We start from the raw sequence: 21,536 nt of genomic DNA, 5'->3' as shown, positions 1-21,536 counted from the left end.
ACAGCGCATGAGGAAGGGCCCGCCTCCCCGGCGGGCCCTTCCTCATGTGTGCGGCGGTGTACGGCGTTCGATCAGGCCGGTCAGGTCGGGTCAGGGTCTGGCGTCGGCCGCGAAGCGGATGAAGTCGGCCAGCCGCCCGACGCCCTCGGCGATCTGCGGCTGCGTCAAATAGCTGACCGAGAGCCGCAGACTGCGCTCGCCGCCGCCCTGCGGGAAGAAGTACGACATCGGTGTCCAGATGACCCCGAACTTCTCCGCGGCGAGCTCCAGGGCCGCGGTGCCCGCGGTGAACGGCACGTCGACGGCCAGGAAGAAGCCCCCGGTCGGCGTGTTCCACCGGACGCCGAGCGCCGCTCGCTCCGGCTCGGGGAAGCACCGGTCGAGCTCGCGGAGGGTGGCCCGCATGGCGTCCCCGTAGTAGCGGGCCGTCCCGGCGTTGAACTCGGCGGTCCGCCCGCCGACGGCGAGCAGCATCCCGGCCACCACCGCCTGGCTGACGGGCGAGGTGTTCACCGTCACCATGCTCTTGATTCGGGTGAGCTCGTCCGCCAGCAGGCCGGTGGCGCCGTCCGCGCCGACGACCACCTGGTCGGCGACCGCGAAGCCCACCCGGGTGCCCGGGAAGAGCGTCTTGGAGAGCGAGCCCAGGTGGACGACGCGGCGTGAGCGGTCGAGCGACTTCAGGGTCGGCAGTTGCCGGCCGGGGCTGACCATCCGATATGGGCTGTCCTCCAGGATCAGGATGTCGTGGCGCGCCGCGAGCTCGAGCAGCTCCCGGCGCTGTGCGAGCGGCATAGTCGTCCCGGACGGGTTGGAGTGGTCCGGCACGACGTAGAACGCCCGGGGGCGTCGGCCGCGCGCCCGCTCGGCGAGTATCGCCGTCTCCAGGTCGGCGCAGCGGAACCCGCCCGGCGCCTCCGGGACAGCGCTCGGCACGATGTCGAACAGCCGCGCCGCGCCGGTGATGCCCACGTAGCAGGGGCTGGAGACCAGGAGCACGTCCGCAGGACCGGAGATCAGTGCCCGGAGGACGATGAGCATCGCCTCCTGGGCTCCGACCGTCACCACGATGGACTCGGCGGGCACGTCGATGCCCTCGTCCGCCCGCAGCATGTCGGCGATCAGCTCGCGGATCTGGCCGGCTGTCGGGCCGTACTGGAAGAGCGCCGAGCGGATGTCCTCGGGCGAGGCGCCGCCCTCGGCCAGGTGGTCCAGATAGCGGCGCAGGTACGTGAAGATCTGCTCGGTCTCGAAGAAGCCGGCGTACGGGCGGCCGGGCGCGAAGGAGATCGCTTCGGGATAGCGCTGTGTGACCTCGTTGAGGAAGTTCATGGTGTCGAGCACCGGGTCGGTGACGCTGCCGTGCAGTTCGTCCCGGCGCAGGTCGCCGGCCGACCGGTCCTGCCGGGTGGGGCCGGGGCGGCGGAGCGCCGCCGGCCGGCCCCACGGGTCCGCTTCGGCCACCAGCTCCGGGCCGGCCGCGGCGACGGAGGCGGTGCCGGTGAGCGTCATCGCCTCGGTCAGCTCCTCGGCGACGAGGCCGAGGAGGTGCTCGACGCCCTGTGCGCCGTTCACGGCCAGGCCGTGCAGCACCGGCCGCCCGAGCAGGACGGCGTCGGCTCCCAGGCCCAGCGCCGCGAGGACGTCCGCGCCGCGCCGCACCCCGCCGTCGAGGAGCAGGGGGCGGGCGCCCGCGACCGTCTGCGCGATCTCCGGCAGCATCTCCAGGGTGGCCGGGGCGCCGTCCAGTTGGCGGCCGCCGTGGTTGGACACCACGATGCCGTCCACCCCGGCGGCGAGCGCCAGGCGGGCGTCCTCGGCGGTCAGGATGCCCTTCACCAGCACCGGCAGTGAGCTGACGGACCGCAGCCACTCGATGGTCGACCACTCCAGGGTGGGGTCGAACTCGGTTCGGGCGTGCCCGCCGGGCGAGGCGAAGTCCCCGCCTTGAAGGTTGGCCGGTACGACGCCGTCCGGCAGCCGGAAGTCATTGCGCAGGTCGCGCAGTCGGCGGCCGAGGTGCGGGGCGTCCACGGTGAGCACCAGTGCCTCGAATCCGGCCCGCTCGGCGCGCTGGACGAGATCACGCGTGGTGGAGCGGTCGCGGAAGCAGTACACCTGGAGCCAGAGCGGCGCGGCGGCGGCCCGGGCGATGGACTCGAAGGTGCGGCTCGCGAAGGTGCTGACGACCAGCGGGACGCCGAGCCGGCCGGCGCCGCGGGCGGTGGCGACCTCGCCGTCCGGGTGGGCCAGCGTGTGGTAGGCCATGGGTGCGATGCCGAGCGGCAGGGACCAGGTCCGGCCGAGGATCCGGGTGGCGGTGGCGGGCGCGCCGCCGCCGGTCAGCACCCTGGGGCGCAGCCGAAGGCGGTCGAACACCGCCAGGTTGGCGGCGAGGGTGCGCTCCTCGCCCGCGCCGCCCGCGAGGAAGTCCCAGACGCCGGGCTCCAGCCGGGGGCGGGCCAGGGCCTCGTACTCGGCGAGGGTCAGCGGGCGTTCCGTCATGGCGTCGGCGCTGTCCATCAGGAGGTCAGCCGGTCCCGCTCGACGGCCTCGTACAGGGCACGGATGTTGGCGCTGCCGAAGCCCCGGGAGCCCTGGCGCTGGATGAGCTCGAAGAAGAGGGTGTTGCGCTCGTAGGGCGAGCGGGTGAACAGCTGCAGCAGGTGACCCCACTCGTCCCGGTCGGCCAGCACCTGCGCCTTGCGCAGCTCGGCTATCCGGTCGGTGTCCCCGTCGAAGCGCTCGACGAGTAGGTCGTAGTACGTGTCGGGGGTGGTGAGGAAATTGACGCCGAGGTTCCGGGCCTCGCCGACCGCCGCGATGATGTCGTCGACGAGGAATGCGAGGTGCTGCACGCCCGGGCCGCTGTTGCGTTCCATGAAGGTGTCGAGCTGGCCGGGCTCCTTGGTCGGGTCCGGCGCGACGAGGGTGAAGGTGGCACGGCCGGAGGCGCTGCGCACCACGACGGAGTCCATCGCCTGCCCGCCGACGGCGACGTACTCGGAGGAATACCGGGAGAAGCCGAACGCGTCCCGGTAGTAGTCGGCGTACCAGTCGAGGGTGCCGCCCGCGAGGCAGACCGCGACGTGGTCGAGCAGGCGGATCCGAGCGGGCGTGGCGGTCGGAGTGGGCGGGCAGGGTGTCCACCTGCGGCCGTCGGCGAGGGGTTCGCCGGGGCGGGCGGCGGCCGGGAGCAGGGTGTGGGCGACGCCGCCGAAGCCCGAGACCACGGTGGTGCCGCGGGCCGAGTCCAGCCGCGCGGCGCCGGCCGCCACCGCCCGCTCGCCGGCTGCCACCGGGTCGTCGCAGCTGAAGGCGAGATCGGCGATGCCCTCGCCGTGGCTGTCGAGGAAGCGCCAGGTTCCGCGGCCCGAGGTGACCACCAGGTTCACGTCGCCCTGGCGCAGCAGCACGGAGCTGCGGTCGGTCTCCACCGCGTCGGCGACCTTGCTGAAGCCCAGGCCCGAGACGAAGTAGTCGGCGGCGGAGACTTTGTCCGAGGTGAACAGTTCGGCGTAGACGATGTCCTGCACGTCCATGGTGCTACCTACCTCCTGAACGGCCTGAGGGCCGATGGCGTTTCGTGGGTGACGTGGCTTCGGGGATCCGTCAGACGGAGGGGGAGGGACCCCGGGTCTTCGCAGGTCACGAAGGCCCGGCGTCCCGCCCCCACGGGCCCTGCCGACACCGGGTGGTTACCAGCGCCACTCCTGCTGCTTGAAGAGGTGGCCGGCCGTGATGTCGCGGTCCTTGCACCAGGCGAGGAACTCGTCGATCTGCTTGAGCTGGTAGGTGTCCGGGGTGTAGGTGGTGGCCATCACGTGGCCGAGCCAGTCCTCCTCGCCCATGGCGTAGATGTACGCCTCGCGGGCGCCGAGCTCGGTCATGATGGCGGCGGCCTGCTCGGCGTTGGAGCCGGAGAGCTTGCGCGAGTTGCTCATCTTCTTCGAGATGGGGACGGTCAGCAGCGCCTGGTAGAGCCAGGTCAGCGGCGCCCCGTCGCACTCCATGCCGAGGAAGGCGATGTCGGCGGTCCCCAGGTGGTCCTTGATGTAGCGGTAGAGCGAGGGCTCGATGCCGGACGAGTCGGCGCCGATGAAGACCTTCTTGCCGGCCAGCTCGGCCCAGTAGGTGGACTTGGCGCGGATGTCCAGGTCACAGTGCTCCCCGAGGAACGGCGTCGCCGTGATCTTGCCGCCGGGGAACTCGACCTCGTCGAAGTCGTCGACCTCGATGACGTTGAAGCCCTGGTGACGAAGCATCAGCGCCATGGACGGGTCGGCGAGGTTGCCGCGCGAGGACCGGGGGACGACGATCGCGCCGAGGCGGCCGCGCAGCTGGAGCAAGGTCTCCAGGACGATGTGGTCCTGGTGGCCGTGGGTGATCAGCACGAGGTCGATGTAGTCCGGCAGGTCGTCCAGCGTGTAGCGGTCGCCGGCGGTGCTGTCGGCGCTGATGAACGGGTCGGTGACGATCGCCGCCTCGGGCGTCTGCAGGACCAGGCAGGCGTGCCCGAAGTATCGGATCCGGCCGCCGCCGTCGATGTGGCGGTCCTCGGACAGACTGGGACGGTCCGTCAGCAGCTTGGACAGCTGGCCGGTCTGGGCGTCGTCCAGGCCGAGCGCCTCGCGCAGGTGGGCGAGGGTGGCACCGTGCACGCGGGCCTTGAACAGCTCGGCGAGGCCCTCGTGGCGGAACGGGATGTCCAGCTCCAGGACGTCCGGCGAGGGCAGGCGCGGGGTGCTCAGGATGAACGGGCGCTCGATCCCTGTCTCCAGGGAGAGCTGCACCGACTGGCGGGACTCGTCGTAGACCTTGCTCTTGAAGACCAGCGGCTCCATGAACCGCATCTGCGCCTGGTTGTCGGTGTCGTAGGCGAGCTCGATGAGACCGCCCAGTTCCTCGGGCATCTTCGGGTAGAGCGGGGTCAGGTCGAAGCCGGTCGCGTTCGCCCGCAGGATCTCCTGGCCGGCGGCGATCGCCTCGGCGAAGCGCAGCATGTCGGCGCGGTCGCGCTTGATCGCGGCGACCAGGTCACGGACCTCGTCGGCGCGCGACTCCGGGATGTTGACGAAGTAACCGCCGCGCAGCTCCGGGTTGTGGCTCGCTGCCACATGCACCTGTGGGGACTGCAGATAGGACTCCAGCAGCGGCAGCTGCAGGAACGCGAGGTTCATCGCCGCCTGCACCGGCGCGATGGTGTACGGCCAGGCGAAGAACCTGTCCACCAGCGGCTCGATGATGGCCTTCGACCGCAGGAAGAGCTTCTTGTCGGACATCAGCACCCCTCTCTCCAGAAAAAGCAAAAGGAATTGACCAAGCGACCGGGAAGCCGTCCCGGAATTCCGAGCGTCCGGCCGCACGTCGATGGAATGACGACCAGAGAGAGTCAGCTCGGGACCTGGGCCCGGAAAGCCGACGAAACCACATCCGCCTCGCCATACAAGGATTGCCGCGCACAGCGCGATCTCCGGAATCAGGATGGCCCGGGGCGGCACAGTGGATCAATACTCGGCCGCCGCGCACGGTTCTTGAACAGGGAATCAGGAGGCCGGCCCGAAGAGGCGCAGGACACCCCCTGTGCAACTGCGTCGGCGCGCCGGTTGAACGGCCGGCCCGTCGGGTGGGCAGATGCGCGCCATGGGAAAACACTGTCGGGCGCGGCTCAGCGACCGGGGATGTCCGGGGCGAGCTCGTGCACCGGTACGACGTTCAGGAAGGCTACGTCGCCGATGCCCTGGGCGGTCAGGCCCGTCACGGTCAGCGACTGGTCGTCGTTGAGCACCACTTGGGCGCCCTTGTCGGCCAGCAACTCGGCCAGCACCGCGATGTCGGGCGTGCGCACCTGCACCCGAGGCCCGCCGTCGCCGTCGCCGTCGCGGAGCAGCGCTGCCCGCTGTCCCTCGACCCTGCGGCCGCCCGCGACGACCACCAGGTCCTCCGCCAGGCCGGCGAGTCCGATCGAGGGCTGTCCGGAGACGAGCACCGTGCGCCCCTCGCCGGCCAGCCGCTGGAAGAGGTCGCCCGCCCAGACCAGCCCGCGGTGGTCCAGCCCGTTGAGCGGCTCGTCGAGCACCAGGACCGGCGGGTCGGCGAACAACGCGTAGGCGACACCGAGGCGTTGACGCATCCCCAACGAGAAGGTGCCGACCCGGCGCTGCTCCACCTCGGTCAGCCCGACCTGCTCCAGCACCTGGTCCACCCGGCCGCGCGGGAGCCTGTACCGCCGGGCCAGCCCGACGAGGCACTCCCGGGCGGTGTTGCCGACATGCCGGCAGTACACGCCGTGGCTGTCCAGCAGTGCACCGACCTCGTGGGGCCCCGGCGGGTGGTCGCGGAACTCGCGGCCGCCGATCGCGGCGCTGCCCGCGGTAGGACTGCTCAGGCCCAGCAGCATCCGCAGCGTCGTGCTCTTGCCCGCGCCTTCCGGCCCGAGCAGCCCGGTGACTCGTCCGGCCTCGGCCGTGAAGCTCAGACCGTCCACGACCGTGACCTCGCGGTACCGTTTCGTCAGTTCTCTGATCTCGATCATGATCACCATGGTGGAGTGGGCCGGGTCCGCACCGCGTCGGACCTTCGGCAGCAACAAACGGCGGAACCTGTCACCCCTGGACTGACACCTGCGGCCCGACGCCGCCCGCGAGCGGATCTGATACCGCGCGCCACGACCGGCTGTCTCCAGCCGTCCTCTCGCCCACGGAGAAAGCCAAGTCTTTCCGACGAAGATCCCTCCCTGCAAGGATAACGGCCACTTCCGCACATTCCGCGGACAGCCCCTTGAGGAGGGCCCGATGGGCATTGCAGGGGCGTGCAGGAAAAACCTCGATTCGGCCCGCCGAAATGAAGTCAGCGACCCCGACGGAAAGGCTGCACGGCATGCCTGACATCACCCCCGGAAAGCATCCCGCGCTGATGGCCGGAGCACCGCTCGACCACAGCGGCGTCGCACGCGCCGAACGCGAACTCGCCGGCCGGGTCTGGCGCACGCCGGTGGTGCGCTGCGCCCCGCTGGACGCCATCGCCGGCGCCCGCCTGTGGCTGAAGGCCGAGAACCTCCAGCACGGCGGGTCGTTCAAGGCCCGCGGCGCCCTGCTGGCCGTGGACGAACTCGCCCGGGACGGCAGCCGCGGCGTGATTGCCCAGAGTACGGGCAACCACGCGATCGCGGTCGCGCTCGCCGCCCGTGAACACCGACTCCCCGCCATGCTGGTGCTGCCCGCAGACGCGCCGCCGGCCAAGGTCCGCCGGATCCGGGACACCGGTGCCGAGGTGGTCACCGCCGGCACGCTGCTGGCCGAACGCATCGCCGTCGTCGATGAGTTGCGGCAGAGGTACGGCTACGACGCCGTCGACCCCTACCAGAACCCGCGGGTGGTCCTCGGCCAGGCCACCGCCACCGCGGAACTGCTCGGCCAGGTCGCCGCCGAGGGCGTACGGCTGGACGCCGTGGTCGTCCCGATCGGCGGCGGCAGTGCCATAGCGGGCGCCTGCCTGGCCGCCGAGGGGTCCGGTACGGCGGTCGTCGGCGCGGAGCCCGAGTCAGTACCGGCGTTGACCGCCGCCCTGAACGCCGGCCGGCCGGTGACGGTCCCCGCCCGGTACACCATCGCCGACGGGCTGCGCCCCGACCGGATCGGCGCGCTGCCCTTCGAGCTCGCCGAACGCGCGGTCACCTCGGTGGTCACCGTCCCGGAGCCGGCCATCGGCGAGGCTCTGATGGCCGCGTTCCTGCACGCCCGGCTGGTAGTGGAACCGGCAGCGGCCACCGCGCTCGCCGCCGGGCTGGCCCACGCCGCCGAGTACGGCTCCGACGTGGGCGTCCTGCTCAGCGGCGGCAACGTCGAACCGAGTCTGGTCACTTCGATGCTCGCCGGGCGCAGCGGCCTCGACTGAGGCCGCTGCGCCCCGGCACCCGTCCCGGCGTCAGTCCTCCCAGCCGAGCCACGCGGACACCTCGGCCCAGACGAGGCCGAGATTCTCCGGCTTCGCGAGGTCGTAGTGGCTGCACGGCACCCCGGCCTGCGCGACCGTGCCGGTCACGAACTCCGCCCAGTCCTCGGAGGTCGGCCCGTCCTCCTCGCGCCCCTCCTCGGCGACGATCAGCAGGGCGTCACCGTCGAACCGTCCGTGCACGTGGTCGTGCCGGATCCGACGGCCGTTGTAGAGCACCTTCGCGAAGACCCGGTACTCCTCGTCGGTGATCGCGCCGAGCGCTCCACCCGCTTCCAGCCGCACCACGTCGACCAGTCGGTCGAGCAACTCCTCCTGGTCGAACTCGGCCTCGCGCGCCGCCAGGTGCTTCTCCTCCTCGGGATCCCACGGGTACTGGTCGAGCAGCACGAGCGCCCCGACCTCCTCGCCGGCCGCCTGCAGCTGGACGGCGATCTCGTGGGCGAGGGCCCCGCCGTACGACCAGCCCAGCAGGTGGTACGGGCCGCTCGGCTGCACCGACCGCATCTGTTCGATGTAGTCCGCGGCCATCTCCGCGATGGATCCGGCGAGTTCTCCGCTGCCGTCGAGGCCGCGGGCCTGCAGGGCGTACAGCGGAACGTCGGCCGGCACGTACCGCACCAGCGACATGTAGCACCAGCTGACGCCGACCGCCGGGTGGAGGAAGAAGAACGGCGGACGCTCGCCCTGCTCCCGGATCGGCAGCAGCACGTCCAGCGCGTCCCGCACCGAGGACAGGCTCATCCGCTTCATCAGCTCGGCCACGGTGGGCGCCGCGAACAGGTCCCGCACCGCGATCGTCACCCCGCTCTCCCGCAGTTTCTCCACCAGCCGGACGGCGAGCAGCGAGTGGCCGCCGAGGGCGAAGAAGTCGTCGTCCACGCCGACGCCGTCCAGGCCGAGGACCTCCGCGAACGCGGCGCCGATGTTCGCCTCGAAGGAGGTGACCGAGTGGTGGGCGTCCTCGCGCACCTCGGTCTCCGGCACCGGGAGGGCCTTGCGGTCCAGCTTGCCGTTCGGCATCAGCGGCAGCTTGTCGATCACCACCACCGCGGACGGGACCATGTACCCCGGCAGCCGGTCCTGCGCCACCCCGCGCACCGCCTGCCCGAGCTGGTCCAGCTCCTCCTGTGCGACGCCCCGCTTCGGCACCACATAGGCCACCAGCCGCTGGTCGCCGGGGGCGTCCTCGCGCACCAGCGCCACGGCCTGGCCCACCGACCGGTGCCCGGCGAGCACCGACTCGATCTCGCCCAGCTCCACGCGGAAGCCGCGCACCTTCACCTGGTCGTCCGAGCGCCCGACGTACTGCAGGTCGCCGTGCGCGGTCCACCGCACCACGTCGCCCGTCCGGTACATCCTTTCGCCGGGGCCGGCGAACGGGTCGGCGACGAACCGGCCCGCCGTCAGACCCGGCCGGCCCAGGTAGCCGCGCGCCACGCTGCGCCCCGCGATGTACAGCTCGCCGGCCACACCGACCGGCACCGGCGACAGGCGCTCGTCCAGCACGTAGACCCGGGTGTTGCCGATCGGGGAGCCGATCGACGACGCGTCCGCGTCCTCGCCCGCCAGCTCCTTGCCGGTCGACCAGACCGTGGTCTCGGTCGGACCGTACAGGTTGGTCAGGGTGGGCGTGCGGCTCAGCAGGGTCCGCGCCAGGTCGGCCGGCAGCGCCTCGGCGCCGATCATCGCGCGGACCCGGGACCAGTCCACCGGGTCCTCGGCGTCGGCCACCAGGCCGCGCCACAGGCTCGGCGTGGCGTGCACGATCGTCGCACCGGTGTCCCGGATCAGAGCGCGCAGCGCCCACGGGTCGAGCACCTGCTCCTGTGCGGCCAGTACGATCCGGGCGCCGTTCAGCAGTGGCAGGTAGAACTCGAACCCGGCCATGTCGCAGCCGTGGGTGCTCACCGCCAGCAGCCGCTCGTCGGCGTCCAGCGCGAAGCGGTCCTGCATCGCCGACAGGAAGTTGACGATCGCCCGGTGTTCCACCAGCACGCCCTTGGGGCGCCCGGTGGAGCCGGAGGTGTAGATCACCCACATCGGGTGCTCCGGCAGCAGGGCCGCCGTGCGCTCGCCGTCCGTCAGCGGGCCGTCCGCCAGGGCCGCCAGCTCGGCCCGCACCTCGGCGGAGTCGAGCAGCACCACCGGGACCCGCTGCGCCTCGGTGTCCTCGGCCAGCCGTCCCTCGGGCTCGGCCGGCCGCTCGCCCAGGCTCTCGCTGGTGAGACGGCAGACGGCACCCGAGTCGGCGATCACATAAGCGATCCGGTCCGCCGGGTACGCCGGGTCGATCGGCAGGTAGGTGGCACCCGCCTTGATCACCCCGAGAAGTGCCACCACCAGGTCGACGGTGCGCTCGAAGACCGCCGCGACCACGTTCTCCGGGCCGATGCCCCGGCCCGCGAGCAGCCGCGCCACCCGGTTCGCCCGGGCGTCCAGCTCGGCGTAGCTGAGCTCGACCTCGCCCTGCACCAGAGCGACCGCGTCGGGCGTCCGGGCGGCCTGCGCCTCGAAGAGTTCCACGACCGTCCCGTCCGGCACGGGCGCCTCGGTGGCGTTCCACTCGGTGAGCACCCGGTGCCGCTCCTCCGGGCCGAGCAGGTCGACCTCACTGACCGGCAGGTCCGGGTCGGCGGCAAGGGTCGCCAGGAGCCGGACCCACCGCTGCGCGATGCGCACGCTCGACTCGGCGTCGAAGAGGTCCGCGGAGGCGGTCAGCCCGCCGTGCATCCCGGTCGGCGTGCCCTCCACGTCGTGCACCTCGACCATGTCGAAGTCCAGGTCGAACTTGACCGTGGCGGAGCGGGTGGCCAGGACGCCGCCGTCGGCGTTCTCGTAGGAGTCACCGTTGGTCCAGTGACCGGGCTCTTCGGTCCTCGTGTCACTCTTCGCACGGACGGCGTTCTCCAGCAGGAACATCACCTGGAAGAGCGGGTGGCGGGCCATCGAACGGGCCGGCGACAGCTCCTCCACCAGCTTCTCGAACGGCACGTCCGTATGGGAGAGCGACCCCAGCGCGGCCTCCCGCACCCGCGCGAGCACCTCGCGGAAGGTCGGATCGCCCGACACGTCGGTCCGTACCACGAAGGTGTTGACGAAATACCCGATCAACGGGCTCAGCGCCTCGTCCGTACGGCCTGCCGCAGCCGACCCGATCGGGAAGTCGGTGCCCGCACCGAGCCGGTTGAGCAGGACGGACAGCGCACCGTGCATGACCATGAACATGGTCACGCCCTCGGACCGCGCCATCTCCGACAGTCGCGCGTGCACCTCCGGCGAGACCTCCAGCGCCGTCCGGTGGCCCCGGTGGCTCGCCGTCGCCGGTCGCGGCCGGTCGGCCGGCAGCTCCAGCTCCTCCGGGACCCCGGCCAGCGCCTCGCGCCAGTAAGCGATCTGACGCGCACTCAGGCTCTCCGGGTCGACGGAGTCGCCCAGCACCTCGCGCTGCCAGAGCGTGTAGTCCGCGTACTGGACCGGCAGCGGCTCCCACGCCGGTGCCCGGCCGGCGCTGCGCGCCGCGTAGGCCGTCCTCAGGTCGGCCATGGTCGGACCCCACGACCAGCCGTCGGAGGCGATGTGGTGCACCACGATCACCAGCACGCACTCCTCGGGGCCAACCCGGAACAACGTCGCCCGGATCGGGATCTCGCAGGACAGGTCGAACTCGTACTGCTCGGCCTCGTCGACCGCCGCGCCCAGCGCATCCCGCTCCACGTCGATCACCTGCAGCGCCCACTCCAGTGCGGCGGGCTCCAGGATCCGCTGGTGCGGCTCGCCGTCGACCGCCGGGAACACCGTGCGCAGCACCTCGTGCCGCTCGATCAGGTCGAGGAACGCGGCGTTCAGCTGAGGGGCGTCCACATCGCCCGGGATCCGCGAGCTGACCGGGATGTTGTAGGTGCTGCTGGGGCCGTCCATCTGGTTGATGATCCACAGCCGGCGTTGTCCGTAGGAGAGCGGGAGGTGCTCCGGTCGCGGCATGGGTGTGAGGGGGGTGCGGGCGGTTTCGGCGCCCGTGAGGCGGGCGGCGAGGGCCGCGACGGTCGGGGCCTCGAACAGGGTGCGGATCTCCGTCTCCACGCCCAGAACGGTGCGGATACGGCTGACCAGGCGCACCGCGAGGAGGGAGTGACCGCCAAGGTCGAAGAAGTCGTCGTCGACACCGACGCTCTCCAGGCCGAGGACCTCGGCGAAGGCCAGGCAGAGCAACTCCTCCTGCAGACTTGCCGCGCGGCGGCCGGTACCGGCCGAGGAGTTGCCGTAGTCCGGAGCGGGAAGCGCCTTGCGGTCCAGCTTGCCGTTCCCGGTCAGCGGCAGCTCATCCAAGACCACGACGGCCGACGGCACCATGTGCTCCGGCAGACGCCGCCCGACGAACTCACGTACCGCGGAGGGAAGTTTGCTGCTGTCCTCGTCCGGATCGTCCGCGACGACGTACGCCACCAGACGGGTCTCCCCCGGGACGTCCGCGCGGGCCACGACGACAGCCTGAGCCACCAGCGGGTACGCGGCGGCGACGGACTGCACCTCACCCAGCTCGATCCGGTAGCCACGGACCTTGACCTGCTCGTCCGTGCGGCCCAGGAACACCACCCGACCGTCGGCCGTCCAGCGGGCCCGGTCACCCGTGCGATACATCCGCACACCCGGCTCGAACGGATTCGCCACGAACCGCTCCGCCGTGAGCCCCGCACGCTGGACATAGCCGCGCGCCAGCTGCGCACCCGCGACGTACAGCTCACCGGCCACGCCCACCGGTACGGGGCGCAGAGCCTCGTCCAGGACGTAGAAGCGGGTGTTGCCCACCGGCGAGCCGACCGGGACCAGGCCTGCCGCCGCGTCGTCCGCGCTCAGGCGGGTGGTCGCGACACCGATGGTCGTCTCCGTCGGACCGTAGTGATTGAACACCGCCGCCTTACCGGCGCGTTCAACCAGCTCACGCACCAGCTCCGGGGAAGCGGCCTCGCCGCCCAGGACCAGCGAACGGGCCGGCAGCACGCCCTCCGCCCCGGCCACGGAGGCCAGCGCGGCCAGGTGCGAGGGAACGGCCTTGAGGAAGTCGATCGAGTGCTCGGTCAGGTAGCCGGCCACCAGCGCCGGGTCGGTGACCGCTTCCTCGGGCAGGACATGCAGCTCTCCACCGGTCGCCAGGCTCGCGAAGACCACCGTGTTGCCCAGGTCCGTGGCCTGCGCCTGCAACAGCGCATACCGCCCGCCCGGCACATCGAACCCGATACGGCCGGGCACCGAGGCCACATAGTTCGCCACACCGCCGTGCGTGACCGCGACACCCTTCGGACGACCCGTCGAACCCGACGTATAGATCACATAGGCCAGGCCGTCGGGCTGCGGGGCGATACCGGGTGCGGTCTCGGGCAGGCCGGCCAGCTGCATCCGCACGAGAGCACCGTCGACGGCCACCAACCGCACGCCCACCGAGGGCAGTTCGTCGAGGATCTCCTCCGTGGTCACCACCAGCGCCGCCCGGCTGTCCTTCATCGCGAAGGCCACCCGCTCCGTCGGCTGCGCCGCATCCAACGGCAGATAACCCGCCCCCGACTTCCACACCGCCAGCATCCCGGCGATCATCCCGACACCACGCGGCAGGGCCAGCCCCACCACCGACTCCGCCCCCACACCCTGACCGATCAGGTAATGCGCCAGCCGGTTCGCCCGCGCATCCAGCTCGGCGAAGGTCAGCCGCTCGCCGTCGGCCACGATCGCCACCGCATCCGGCGCCCGCGCCACCCACGCCTCGAACAGCTCCACCACCGACGAACCCGCAACCTCCACAGCCGTCGCGTTCCAGCCGGTCAGCACCTGCTCCCGCTCAGCCGCCTCGGTCACATCGACCGACGCCACCGCAATACCCGGGTCGCTCGTCACCGCATCCAGCACCCGGACCCACGCCGTAGCGATCCGCCCGGCCCACACCGGCTCGAACAGATCCGCCGACACCGTCACCGTGCCCCGCACACCCACCGGACGACCATCAGCGTCGAAGTCCTCGCCCACGATGACGTCCAGGTCGAACTTCGCCGCGGACTCGTGGGCGGTCGGATCCGGCTTGCCGGGCTCGGACTCGGACGATCCGGGATCCGCGGGTGCCGTGCCGGACTGCATACCGGGCAGCTCCAACACCGCGTCCACGGTGTTCTGCTTGGTCAGGACGACCTGGAAGAGCGGGTGGCGGGCCATCGAGCGAGCAGGCGCCAGCTCCTCCACCAACCGCTCGAACGGCACATCCTGATGCGCCAGCGCCGACAGCGTCCGCTCCCGCACCCGGCCCAACACCTCACGGAAACTCGGCCACCCCGACAGATCCGTCCGCACCACCAACGTGTTGATGAAGAAACCGACCAGATCATCCAGCGCCTCGTCGGTGCGGCCCGCGTTCGCCGAACCGATCGGGATGTCCGTCCCCGCGCCGAGCTTGGAGAGCAGCACCGCCAGCGAGGCCTGCAACACCATGAACGGCGTCACACCCTCCGCCCGGGCCACCTCCACCAGCCGCTCATGCACCACCGCCGGAACCTCCACCGGCACCTGATAACCCCGGTGCGAACCCACCGCCGGACGCACCCGGTCGAACGGCAGACCCAACTCCTCCGGAGAACCCGACAACGCCTCACGCCAGTAGGCGACCTGGCCGGCCATCACACTCTCGGGGTCGTTCTCGTCCCCGAGGATCTCGCGCTGCCACAGGGTGTAGTCCGCGTACTGCACCGGCAGCGGCGCCCACTCCGGCACCCCGCCCGCACCGCGCGCCGCATAAGCGATCGACAGATCCCGCGCCAACGGCCCCCGCGACCAGCCGTCACTGGCCACATGGTGCATCACCACGACCAACGCCCGCAGCTCCGCACCCGCCTCGAACAACCAAGCCCTTATGGGAAGTTCGGACGCCAGGTCGAAGCTGTGGTTCAGCGCCCTTTCGACCGCGGTCGAAAGGTCCTCAGGCGCCACCTCGGACACGGTCAGCTGCCAGTCCAGCTCCTGTGGATCCAGGATGTGCTGGTAGGGCTCGCCGTCGACCACCGGGAAGACCGTGCGCAGCACCTCGTGCCGTCCAAGCACGTCCAGGAACGCGGCACCCAGCGCATCACGGTCGACATCGCCGGACAGCCGGATCACCGCCGGGACGTTGTAGGCGGCACCGTCCCCTTCGAGCTGGTTGATGAACCACAGGCGGCGCTGCGCGAACGACAGCGGCACCCGCTCCGGCCGCTCCCCCGCCGTCAACGCCACCCGCGCCCGCTCCACACCCCCGAGCCGAACCGCGAGCCCCGCAACGGTGGGCGCCTCGAACAGCACCCGCAGCGGCACCTCCACACCCAGAACCGACCGCACCCGGCCCACCAGACGCACCGCGAGCAGGGAGTGACCGCCAAGGCGGAAGAAGTCGTCGTCCACGCCGACGCTCTCCAGGCCGAGCACCTCGGCGAAGACCGCGCAGAGAATCTCCTCCTGCACGCTCGCCGGGCCGCGACCGGAGCCGGTGGAATACACGGGCGCGGGCAGGGCCTTGCGGTCCAGCTTGCCGTTCACCGACAACGGCAGCGCGTCCAGCACCACCACGGCCGACGGCACCATGTACTCCGGCAATTGGGACGCCACGAAGCCAGTGACGTGCTGGGCGAGTTCGCCACCCGCAGTGTCGCCATCGGGGACGACGTAGGCGACCAGGCGCTTGTCGCCGGGCACGTCCTCGCGGACCAACACGACGGACTGGCGGACCAGGTCGTGGCCGGCGATCACGGACTGGACCTCGCCGGGTTCGATACGGAAGCCACGGATCTTCACCTGTTCGTCCGCACGGCCGAGGTATTCCACCTCGCCCCGGGCGTTCCAGCGCACCACGTCACCCGTGCGGTACAGCCGCTCACCGCTGCCGTACGGCGAGGCGACGAACCGCTCCGCCGACAAACCGGGACGGCCCAGATACCCACGTGCCAGACCCGAACCCGCCAGATACAGCTCACCCGCCACACCCACCGGCACCGGCCGCAGCCGCGCATCCAGCACAAAGGCGTGAGTACCGGCGACCGGCCGGCCGATCGGCACCACACCCTCCACGTCCCCCTCGGCGAACCACGCGGTCGCATACACCGTCGCCTCGGTCGGACCGTAGATGTTCGCCACCCGAACCCCCGGCAGCACGGCACGAATGCCGGCCACCGTGTCAGCCGTCAGCGCCTCACCGGCCAGCACCACCACACCAGGCTCAACAGCAAGAACGCCACCGGCCACCACCTGCGCGAACGCCGACGGCACACCACTGACCAGACTCACCTCACCCACACCAGCATCCCGATCCGCCAACGCCAGCAGATCCTTGACCACCTCCACACTGCCGCCCGACACCAACGGACCGAACAACTCGAACACCGACACATCGAAGTTGAACGACGTCGACACCAACACCCGCGCAAAGTCCGCACCACCGAACTCCACACCCGCCCACGCCAACAGACCCGCAACCGAACGATGCTCAACCACCACACCCTTCGGCCGGCCCGTCGAGCCCGACGTATAGATCACATACGCCGGATGCGACGGCAGCACGGCCACCCCCAACGGCCCACCCGCCAGACCAGCCAGCTCCTCCACCACAGCCGGCTCATCCACCACCACCGCAGGCACCGAGCCCGGGACCACCCCGGCCACAGCACGCGACGTCACCACCACAACCGGCGCCGCATCCGCCAGCATGAACGCGATCCGCTCCACCGGATACTCCGGATCAACCGGCAGATACGCACCACCCGCCTTCACCACCGCCAGCAGCGCCACCACCGACTCGACACCACGCTCCAGGCAGACCCCCACCACCGACTCCGGGCCCACACCACGGCCCACCAACAGCCGCGCCAGCCGGTTCGCCCGCGCATCCAACTCCGCATACGACAGCTCAACGCCCCCGGACACCACCGCCGACGCGTCCGGCGTCCGGGCCACCTGCGCCTCGAACAACGCCGGAAGCGTGCTCTCCTCAGCCTCCGCCGCGGCACCACTCCACTCGGCCAGCACCCGCCGACGCTCGCCCTCGTCCAGTACCTCAACCGAACTCAGCGCCACCTGCGGACCACCGTCCAGCGCCACCTCCAGCGCCGACACCACACCCTCGGCCGCCGTCCGCACCAACCCACCGACCGCCAACGCATCGATCGGGGACACAGCGTCCACGGCCAGGCCGATCGCGTCGCCGTCGTCGTCCACCGAGACGGCGAGCGGGTAGTTCGTCAGCTCTCTGGCGAACAACGTACGGAATCCGCCCGCCGGCCGGTCCACGGGCTCCGCCGGCGTCGGGGTCCTCTCCTCCGTGTTGTGGCGGTAGTTGAAGAGCGCGGAGAACAGTGGGGCACCGCCCTCGACACCGCTGGCGTTCTGCGCCAGGGCGAGCGGAGCGTGCTCATGCTCCAGCAACTCCGCCAGCTGGTCGCGTATCGCCGACACCGCGCCCAGAACACCGAGCTCATCCGTCCGCACCCGCACCGGCAGCGTGTTCATGAACGGCCCCGGCACCCGGTCCGAGGCGCCGCTCGCGTTCATCCGGCCGAACAGCACGGTACCGAAGACGACGTCGTCCCGCCCCGCCATCACCGCGAGCGCCCGCGACCAGGCGACGTGCATCACCGTCGCCGCGCTCGCGCCGAGCCGGCGGGAAACCTCGCGCAGCCGCAGGTCCAGCTCGGGCTCGAACGCCACCTTGGCGCGCACCACACCGGCCCCGTCGCCGCGCACGTTCACTGCGCCGTACGGTGCGGTGCCCTCGGTGACGTCCGCCAGCAGACGGGTGAAGTAGCGCTCGTGCCCGGCGGTGTCCGCCCCGGTCCGCGCCTGCGCGACGAAGTCACGGAACGGCAGCGGCTCCGGGAGCTCGTCGGCCCGGCCGTTGACGAACGCGTCCAGTTCGGAGAGCAGCACCTCGAGTGCGGTGTGGTCCTGGACGATGTGGTGGAGCCGCACCAGGGCCACCCAGCCGTCGGTCCCGGGGAGGGGCGCGACATGGGCGGTGATCAGGGGCGCCTGGGCGAGGTCCATCGACAGGCCGACGCCGGTCAGCAACTGCTCGACCACATCGGAGTCGTCCGGGTCCAGGGCCACTTCCGTGACCGGCAGTTCGGCGTTGCGCCACACCACCTGGACGGGCATGCGCAGCCCGTCCCACACGATGCCCGTGCGCAGGATGTCATGACGGGCGACCACCTGCCGCAGGGCGTTCAGGAAACTGTCCAGCCACTCGCGCGAGCTGAACTCCATCACGGTGGGCATCACATAGGCGTCGTCCTCGTCGTCGGCGAGGAGATGGTGGAAGAGCAGGCCCTCCTGGAGCGGGGCGAGCGGATAGACGTCCGCGATGTTGGCTGCGCCGCCCTCCACCGTGGCGACGACCCGCGCGATCTCCTCTGCCGTCAACTCGACCAGCGGAAGCATCTCCGGCGTGATCACCGTCGCGCCCGCCGGAATCAGGTTCTCCGGCACCACGACCTGCCGGGCATCCGAAGCCAGCGCCAGCCCGGCCGGCGTCGGCGTCTGGAACAGCGCCCGCACCGACAGCGACACACCCCGCCGACGCAGCACCTCCACCAACCGGATCCCCAGCAGGGAATGGCCCCCGAGACGGAAGAAGTCGTCGTCCACACCGACGCTCTCCAGACCCAGCACCTCGGCGAACGCCGCGCAGACCACCTCCTCACGCACACTCGCCGGAGCACGACCCGAGCCGGTGCAATACTCGGGGGCGGGCAGGGCCTTGCGGTCCAGCTTGCCGTTCACCGACAACGGCAGCCCATCCACGACGACGACGGCCGAGGGCACCATGTACTCCGGCAGCCGGGACACCACGAACTGCCGTACGTCTTCGGACAGTCCGGAAGCATTACCGCCGTCCGGGACGACATACGCCACCAGACGCCTGTCACCCGGCACATCCTCACGCGCGACGACAGCCGCCTGCGCGACCCGCCCATGCGCCGCCACAACAGCCTGGACCTCCCCCGGCTCGATACGGAAGCCGCGGATCTTCACCTGCTCGTCCGCACGGCCGAGGTATTCCACCTCGCCCCGGGCGTTCCAGCGCACCACGTCACCCGTGCGGTACAGCCGCTCACCGCTGCCGTACGGCGAGGCGACGAACCGCTCCGCCGACAAACCGGGACGGCCCAGATACCCACGTGCCAGACCCGAACCCGCCAGATACAGCTCACCCGCCACACCCACCGGCACCGGCCGCAGCCGCGCATCCAGCACAAAGGCGTGAGTACCGGCGACCGGCCGGCCGATCGGCACCACACCCTCCACGTCCCCCTCGGCGAACCACGCGGTCGCATACACCGTCGCCTCGGTCGGACCGTAGATGTTCGCCACCCGAACCCCCGGCAGCACGGCACGAATGCCGGCCACCGTGTCAGCCGTCAGCGCCTCACCGGCCAGCACCACCACACCAGGCTCAACAGCAAGAACGCCACCGGCCACCACCTGCGCGAACGCCGACGGCACACCACTGACCAGACTCACCTCACCCACACCAGCATCCCGATCCGCCAACGCCAGCAGATCCTTGACCACCTCCACACTGCCGCCCGACACCAACGGACCGAACAACTCGAACACCGACACATCGAAGTTGAACGACGTCGACACCAACACCCGCGCAAAGTCCGCACCACCGAACTCCACACCCGCCCACGCCAACAGACCCGCAACCGAACGATGCTCAACCACCACACCCTTCGGCCGGCCCGTCGAGCCCGACGTATAGATCACATAGGCCGGATGCGACGGCAGCACGGCCGCACCCAGCAGCCCACCCGCCAGACCAGCCAGCTCCTCCACCACAGCCGGCTCATCCACCACCACCGCAGGCACCGAGCCCGGGACCACCCCGGCCACAGCACGCGACGTCACCACCACAACCGGCGCCGCATCCGCCAGCATGAACGCGATCCGCTCCACCGGATACTCCGGATCAACCGGCAGATACGCACCACCCGCCTTCACCACCGCCAGCAGCGCCACCACCGACTCGACACCACGCTCCAGGCAGACCCCCACCACCGACTCCGGGCCCACACCACGGCCCACCAACAGCCGCGCCAGCCGGTTCGCCCGCGCATCCAACTCCGCATACGACAGCTCAACGCCCCCGGACACCACCGCCGACGCGTCCGGCGTCCGGGCCACCTGCGCCTCGAACAACGCCGGAAGCGTGCTCTCCTCAGCCTCCGCCGCGGCACCACTCCACTCGGCCAGCACCCGCCGACGCTCGCCCTCGTCCAGTACCTCAACCGAACTCAGCGCCACCTGCGGACCACCGTCCAGCGCCACCTCCAGCGCCGACACCACACCCTCGGCCGCCGTCCGCACCAACCCACCGACCGCCAACGCATCGATCGGGGACACAGCGTCCACGGCGAGGGACAGCCCGCGGTTGTCGCCGTCGTCGTCGACCGCGACGGCGAGCGGGTAGTTGGTCCGCTCCCGCGAGAAGAGCAGCCGGATGCCGTCCCTCTCGCCGCGGTCCTCCGCCTGGGGAGCCGGGTCGGCATCCTGGCCGCCGTTGTGGCGGTAGTTGAAGAGCGCGGAGAACAGTGGGGCACCGCCCTCGACACCGCTGGCGTTCTGCGCCAGGGCGAGCGGGGCGTGCTCATGCTCCAGCAACTCCGCCAGCTGGTCGCGTATCGCCGACACCGCGTCCAGAACACCGAGCTCATCCGTCCGCACCCGCACCGGCAGCGTGTTGATGAGCGGCCCGGGGACGCGGTCGGCGCCCAGGCCGGCGTTCATCCGCCCGAAGAGGATGGTGCCGAAGACCACGTTGTCGCGGCCGCTGAGCACCGCGAGGGCCCGGGCCCACGCCACATGCAGGACGGTCGCGGCAGACACGCCGAGCCGGCGGGAGACCTCGCGAAGCCGTGCCTCGGCGGCGGGTGTGAACGGTACGACCTCGCGCACTACGTCGGCGCCGACTCCGCGGACGTCCACCAGACCGTACGGTGCCGTCGGTTCAGTGACGTCGCCGAGCAGTTCGGCGAAGTAGCGCTCGTGGGAGGTTTCGTCAGCGGCGGCACCACGGGCGTGGGCCACGAAGGTACGGAAGGGCAGCGGCTCGGGCAGTTGGTCGCCCCGGCCCGTGAGGAAGGCCTGGATCTCGCTCAGCAGCGTCTCCAGCGCGGCGTGGTCCTGCACCAGGTGGTGGACGCGCACCAGGCCCAGCCAGCGGTCACCGCCGGGGACTGCGGCTGCGTGGACCGTGAACAGCGGCGCCCGGTTGAGGTCCATGGCGGAGCCGACGGATGCGACCAGCTCGGCCACCGGGTCGGTACTCTGCGGGTCCGGCGTCACCTCGGTGACCGGCAGTTCGGCGTTGCGCCACACCACCTGGACCGGTCGGTTCAGGCCCTCCCAGACGAAGGAGGTGCGGAAGATGTCGTGCCGGTCGATCACGCTCTGCAGCGCGGCCGCGAAGTCGTCCAGGCGCTCGCGTGAGCCGAACTCCAGCACGGAGGGAAGCACATAGGCGTCGTCGCCGCCCTCGGCGAGGAGATGGTGGAAGAGCAGGCCCTCCTGGAGCGGGG

Annotated in this window: 6 protein-coding genes (1 of these 6 only partly in view); 1 reads left to right on the top strand and 5 read right to left on the bottom strand. The window is 71.1% G+C overall.

The window, feature by feature from the left end; genetic code table 11:
- Nucleotides 1-90: 90 nt before the first annotated feature.
- The 4 genes from C6376_RS28560 to C6376_RS28545 all read right to left on the bottom strand — a co-directional run bounded on the left by C6376_RS28560 (nucleotide 91) and on the right by C6376_RS28545 (nucleotide 6,535).
- A complete protein-coding gene (locus C6376_RS28560; protein WP_254076096.1) occupies nucleotides 91-2,523 on the bottom strand; it encodes an aminotransferase class I/II-fold pyridoxal phosphate-dependent enzyme in 2,433 nt (810 codons plus the stop codon).
- On the bottom strand, nucleotides 2,523-3,542 hold the full coding sequence (gene hppD / locus C6376_RS28555; protein ID WP_107446048.1) for a 4-hydroxyphenylpyruvate dioxygenase: 1,020 nt from the start codon (nucleotides 3,540-3,542) through the stop codon (nucleotides 2,523-2,525). Before hppD ends, C6376_RS28560 begins: the two co-directional genes overlap by 1 nt.
- Before the next feature lie 156 nt (nucleotides 3,543-3,698).
- On the bottom strand, nucleotides 3,699-5,282 hold the full coding sequence (locus C6376_RS28550) for an MBL fold metallo-hydrolase (protein ID WP_107449244.1): 1,584 nt from the start codon (nucleotides 5,280-5,282) through the stop codon (nucleotides 3,699-3,701).
- A 386-nt stretch (nucleotides 5,283-5,668) separates the two neighbouring features.
- Complete coding sequence (locus tag C6376_RS28545; RefSeq protein WP_159083284.1) at nucleotides 5,669-6,535, bottom strand: ATP-binding cassette domain-containing protein; 867 nt, start codon at nucleotides 6,533-6,535, stop codon at nucleotides 5,669-5,671.
- 344 nt (nucleotides 6,536-6,879) lie between these two features.
- On the opposite strand from C6376_RS28545, the gene C6376_RS28540 reads away from it, so the two are divergent.
- A complete protein-coding gene (locus C6376_RS28540) occupies nucleotides 6,880-7,896 on the top strand; it encodes a threonine/serine dehydratase (protein ID WP_159083283.1) in 1,017 nt (338 codons plus the stop codon).
- 30 nt (nucleotides 7,897-7,926) lie between these two features.
- Here the strand turns inward: C6376_RS28540 and C6376_RS28535 are convergent, their stop codons facing one another.
- Nucleotides 7,927-21,536, bottom strand: partial view of a non-ribosomal peptide synthetase gene (locus C6376_RS28535; RefSeq protein ID WP_107446045.1) — the 3' portion only. 3,304 nt of this gene lie beyond the right edge of the window; the window shows 13,610 of its 16,914 coding nt (coding positions 3,305-16,914); the start codon falls outside the window, past its right edge; it ends in the stop codon at nucleotides 7,927-7,929.

Origin of the sequence: Streptomyces sp. P3 (assembly GCF_003032475.1) — a bacterium.
Taxonomy (GTDB): domain Bacteria; phylum Actinomycetota; class Actinomycetes; order Streptomycetales; family Streptomycetaceae; genus Streptomyces.
Note: the sequence above shows the minus strand (reverse complement) of the source record. Positions and strands in the feature narration are given on the sequence as shown.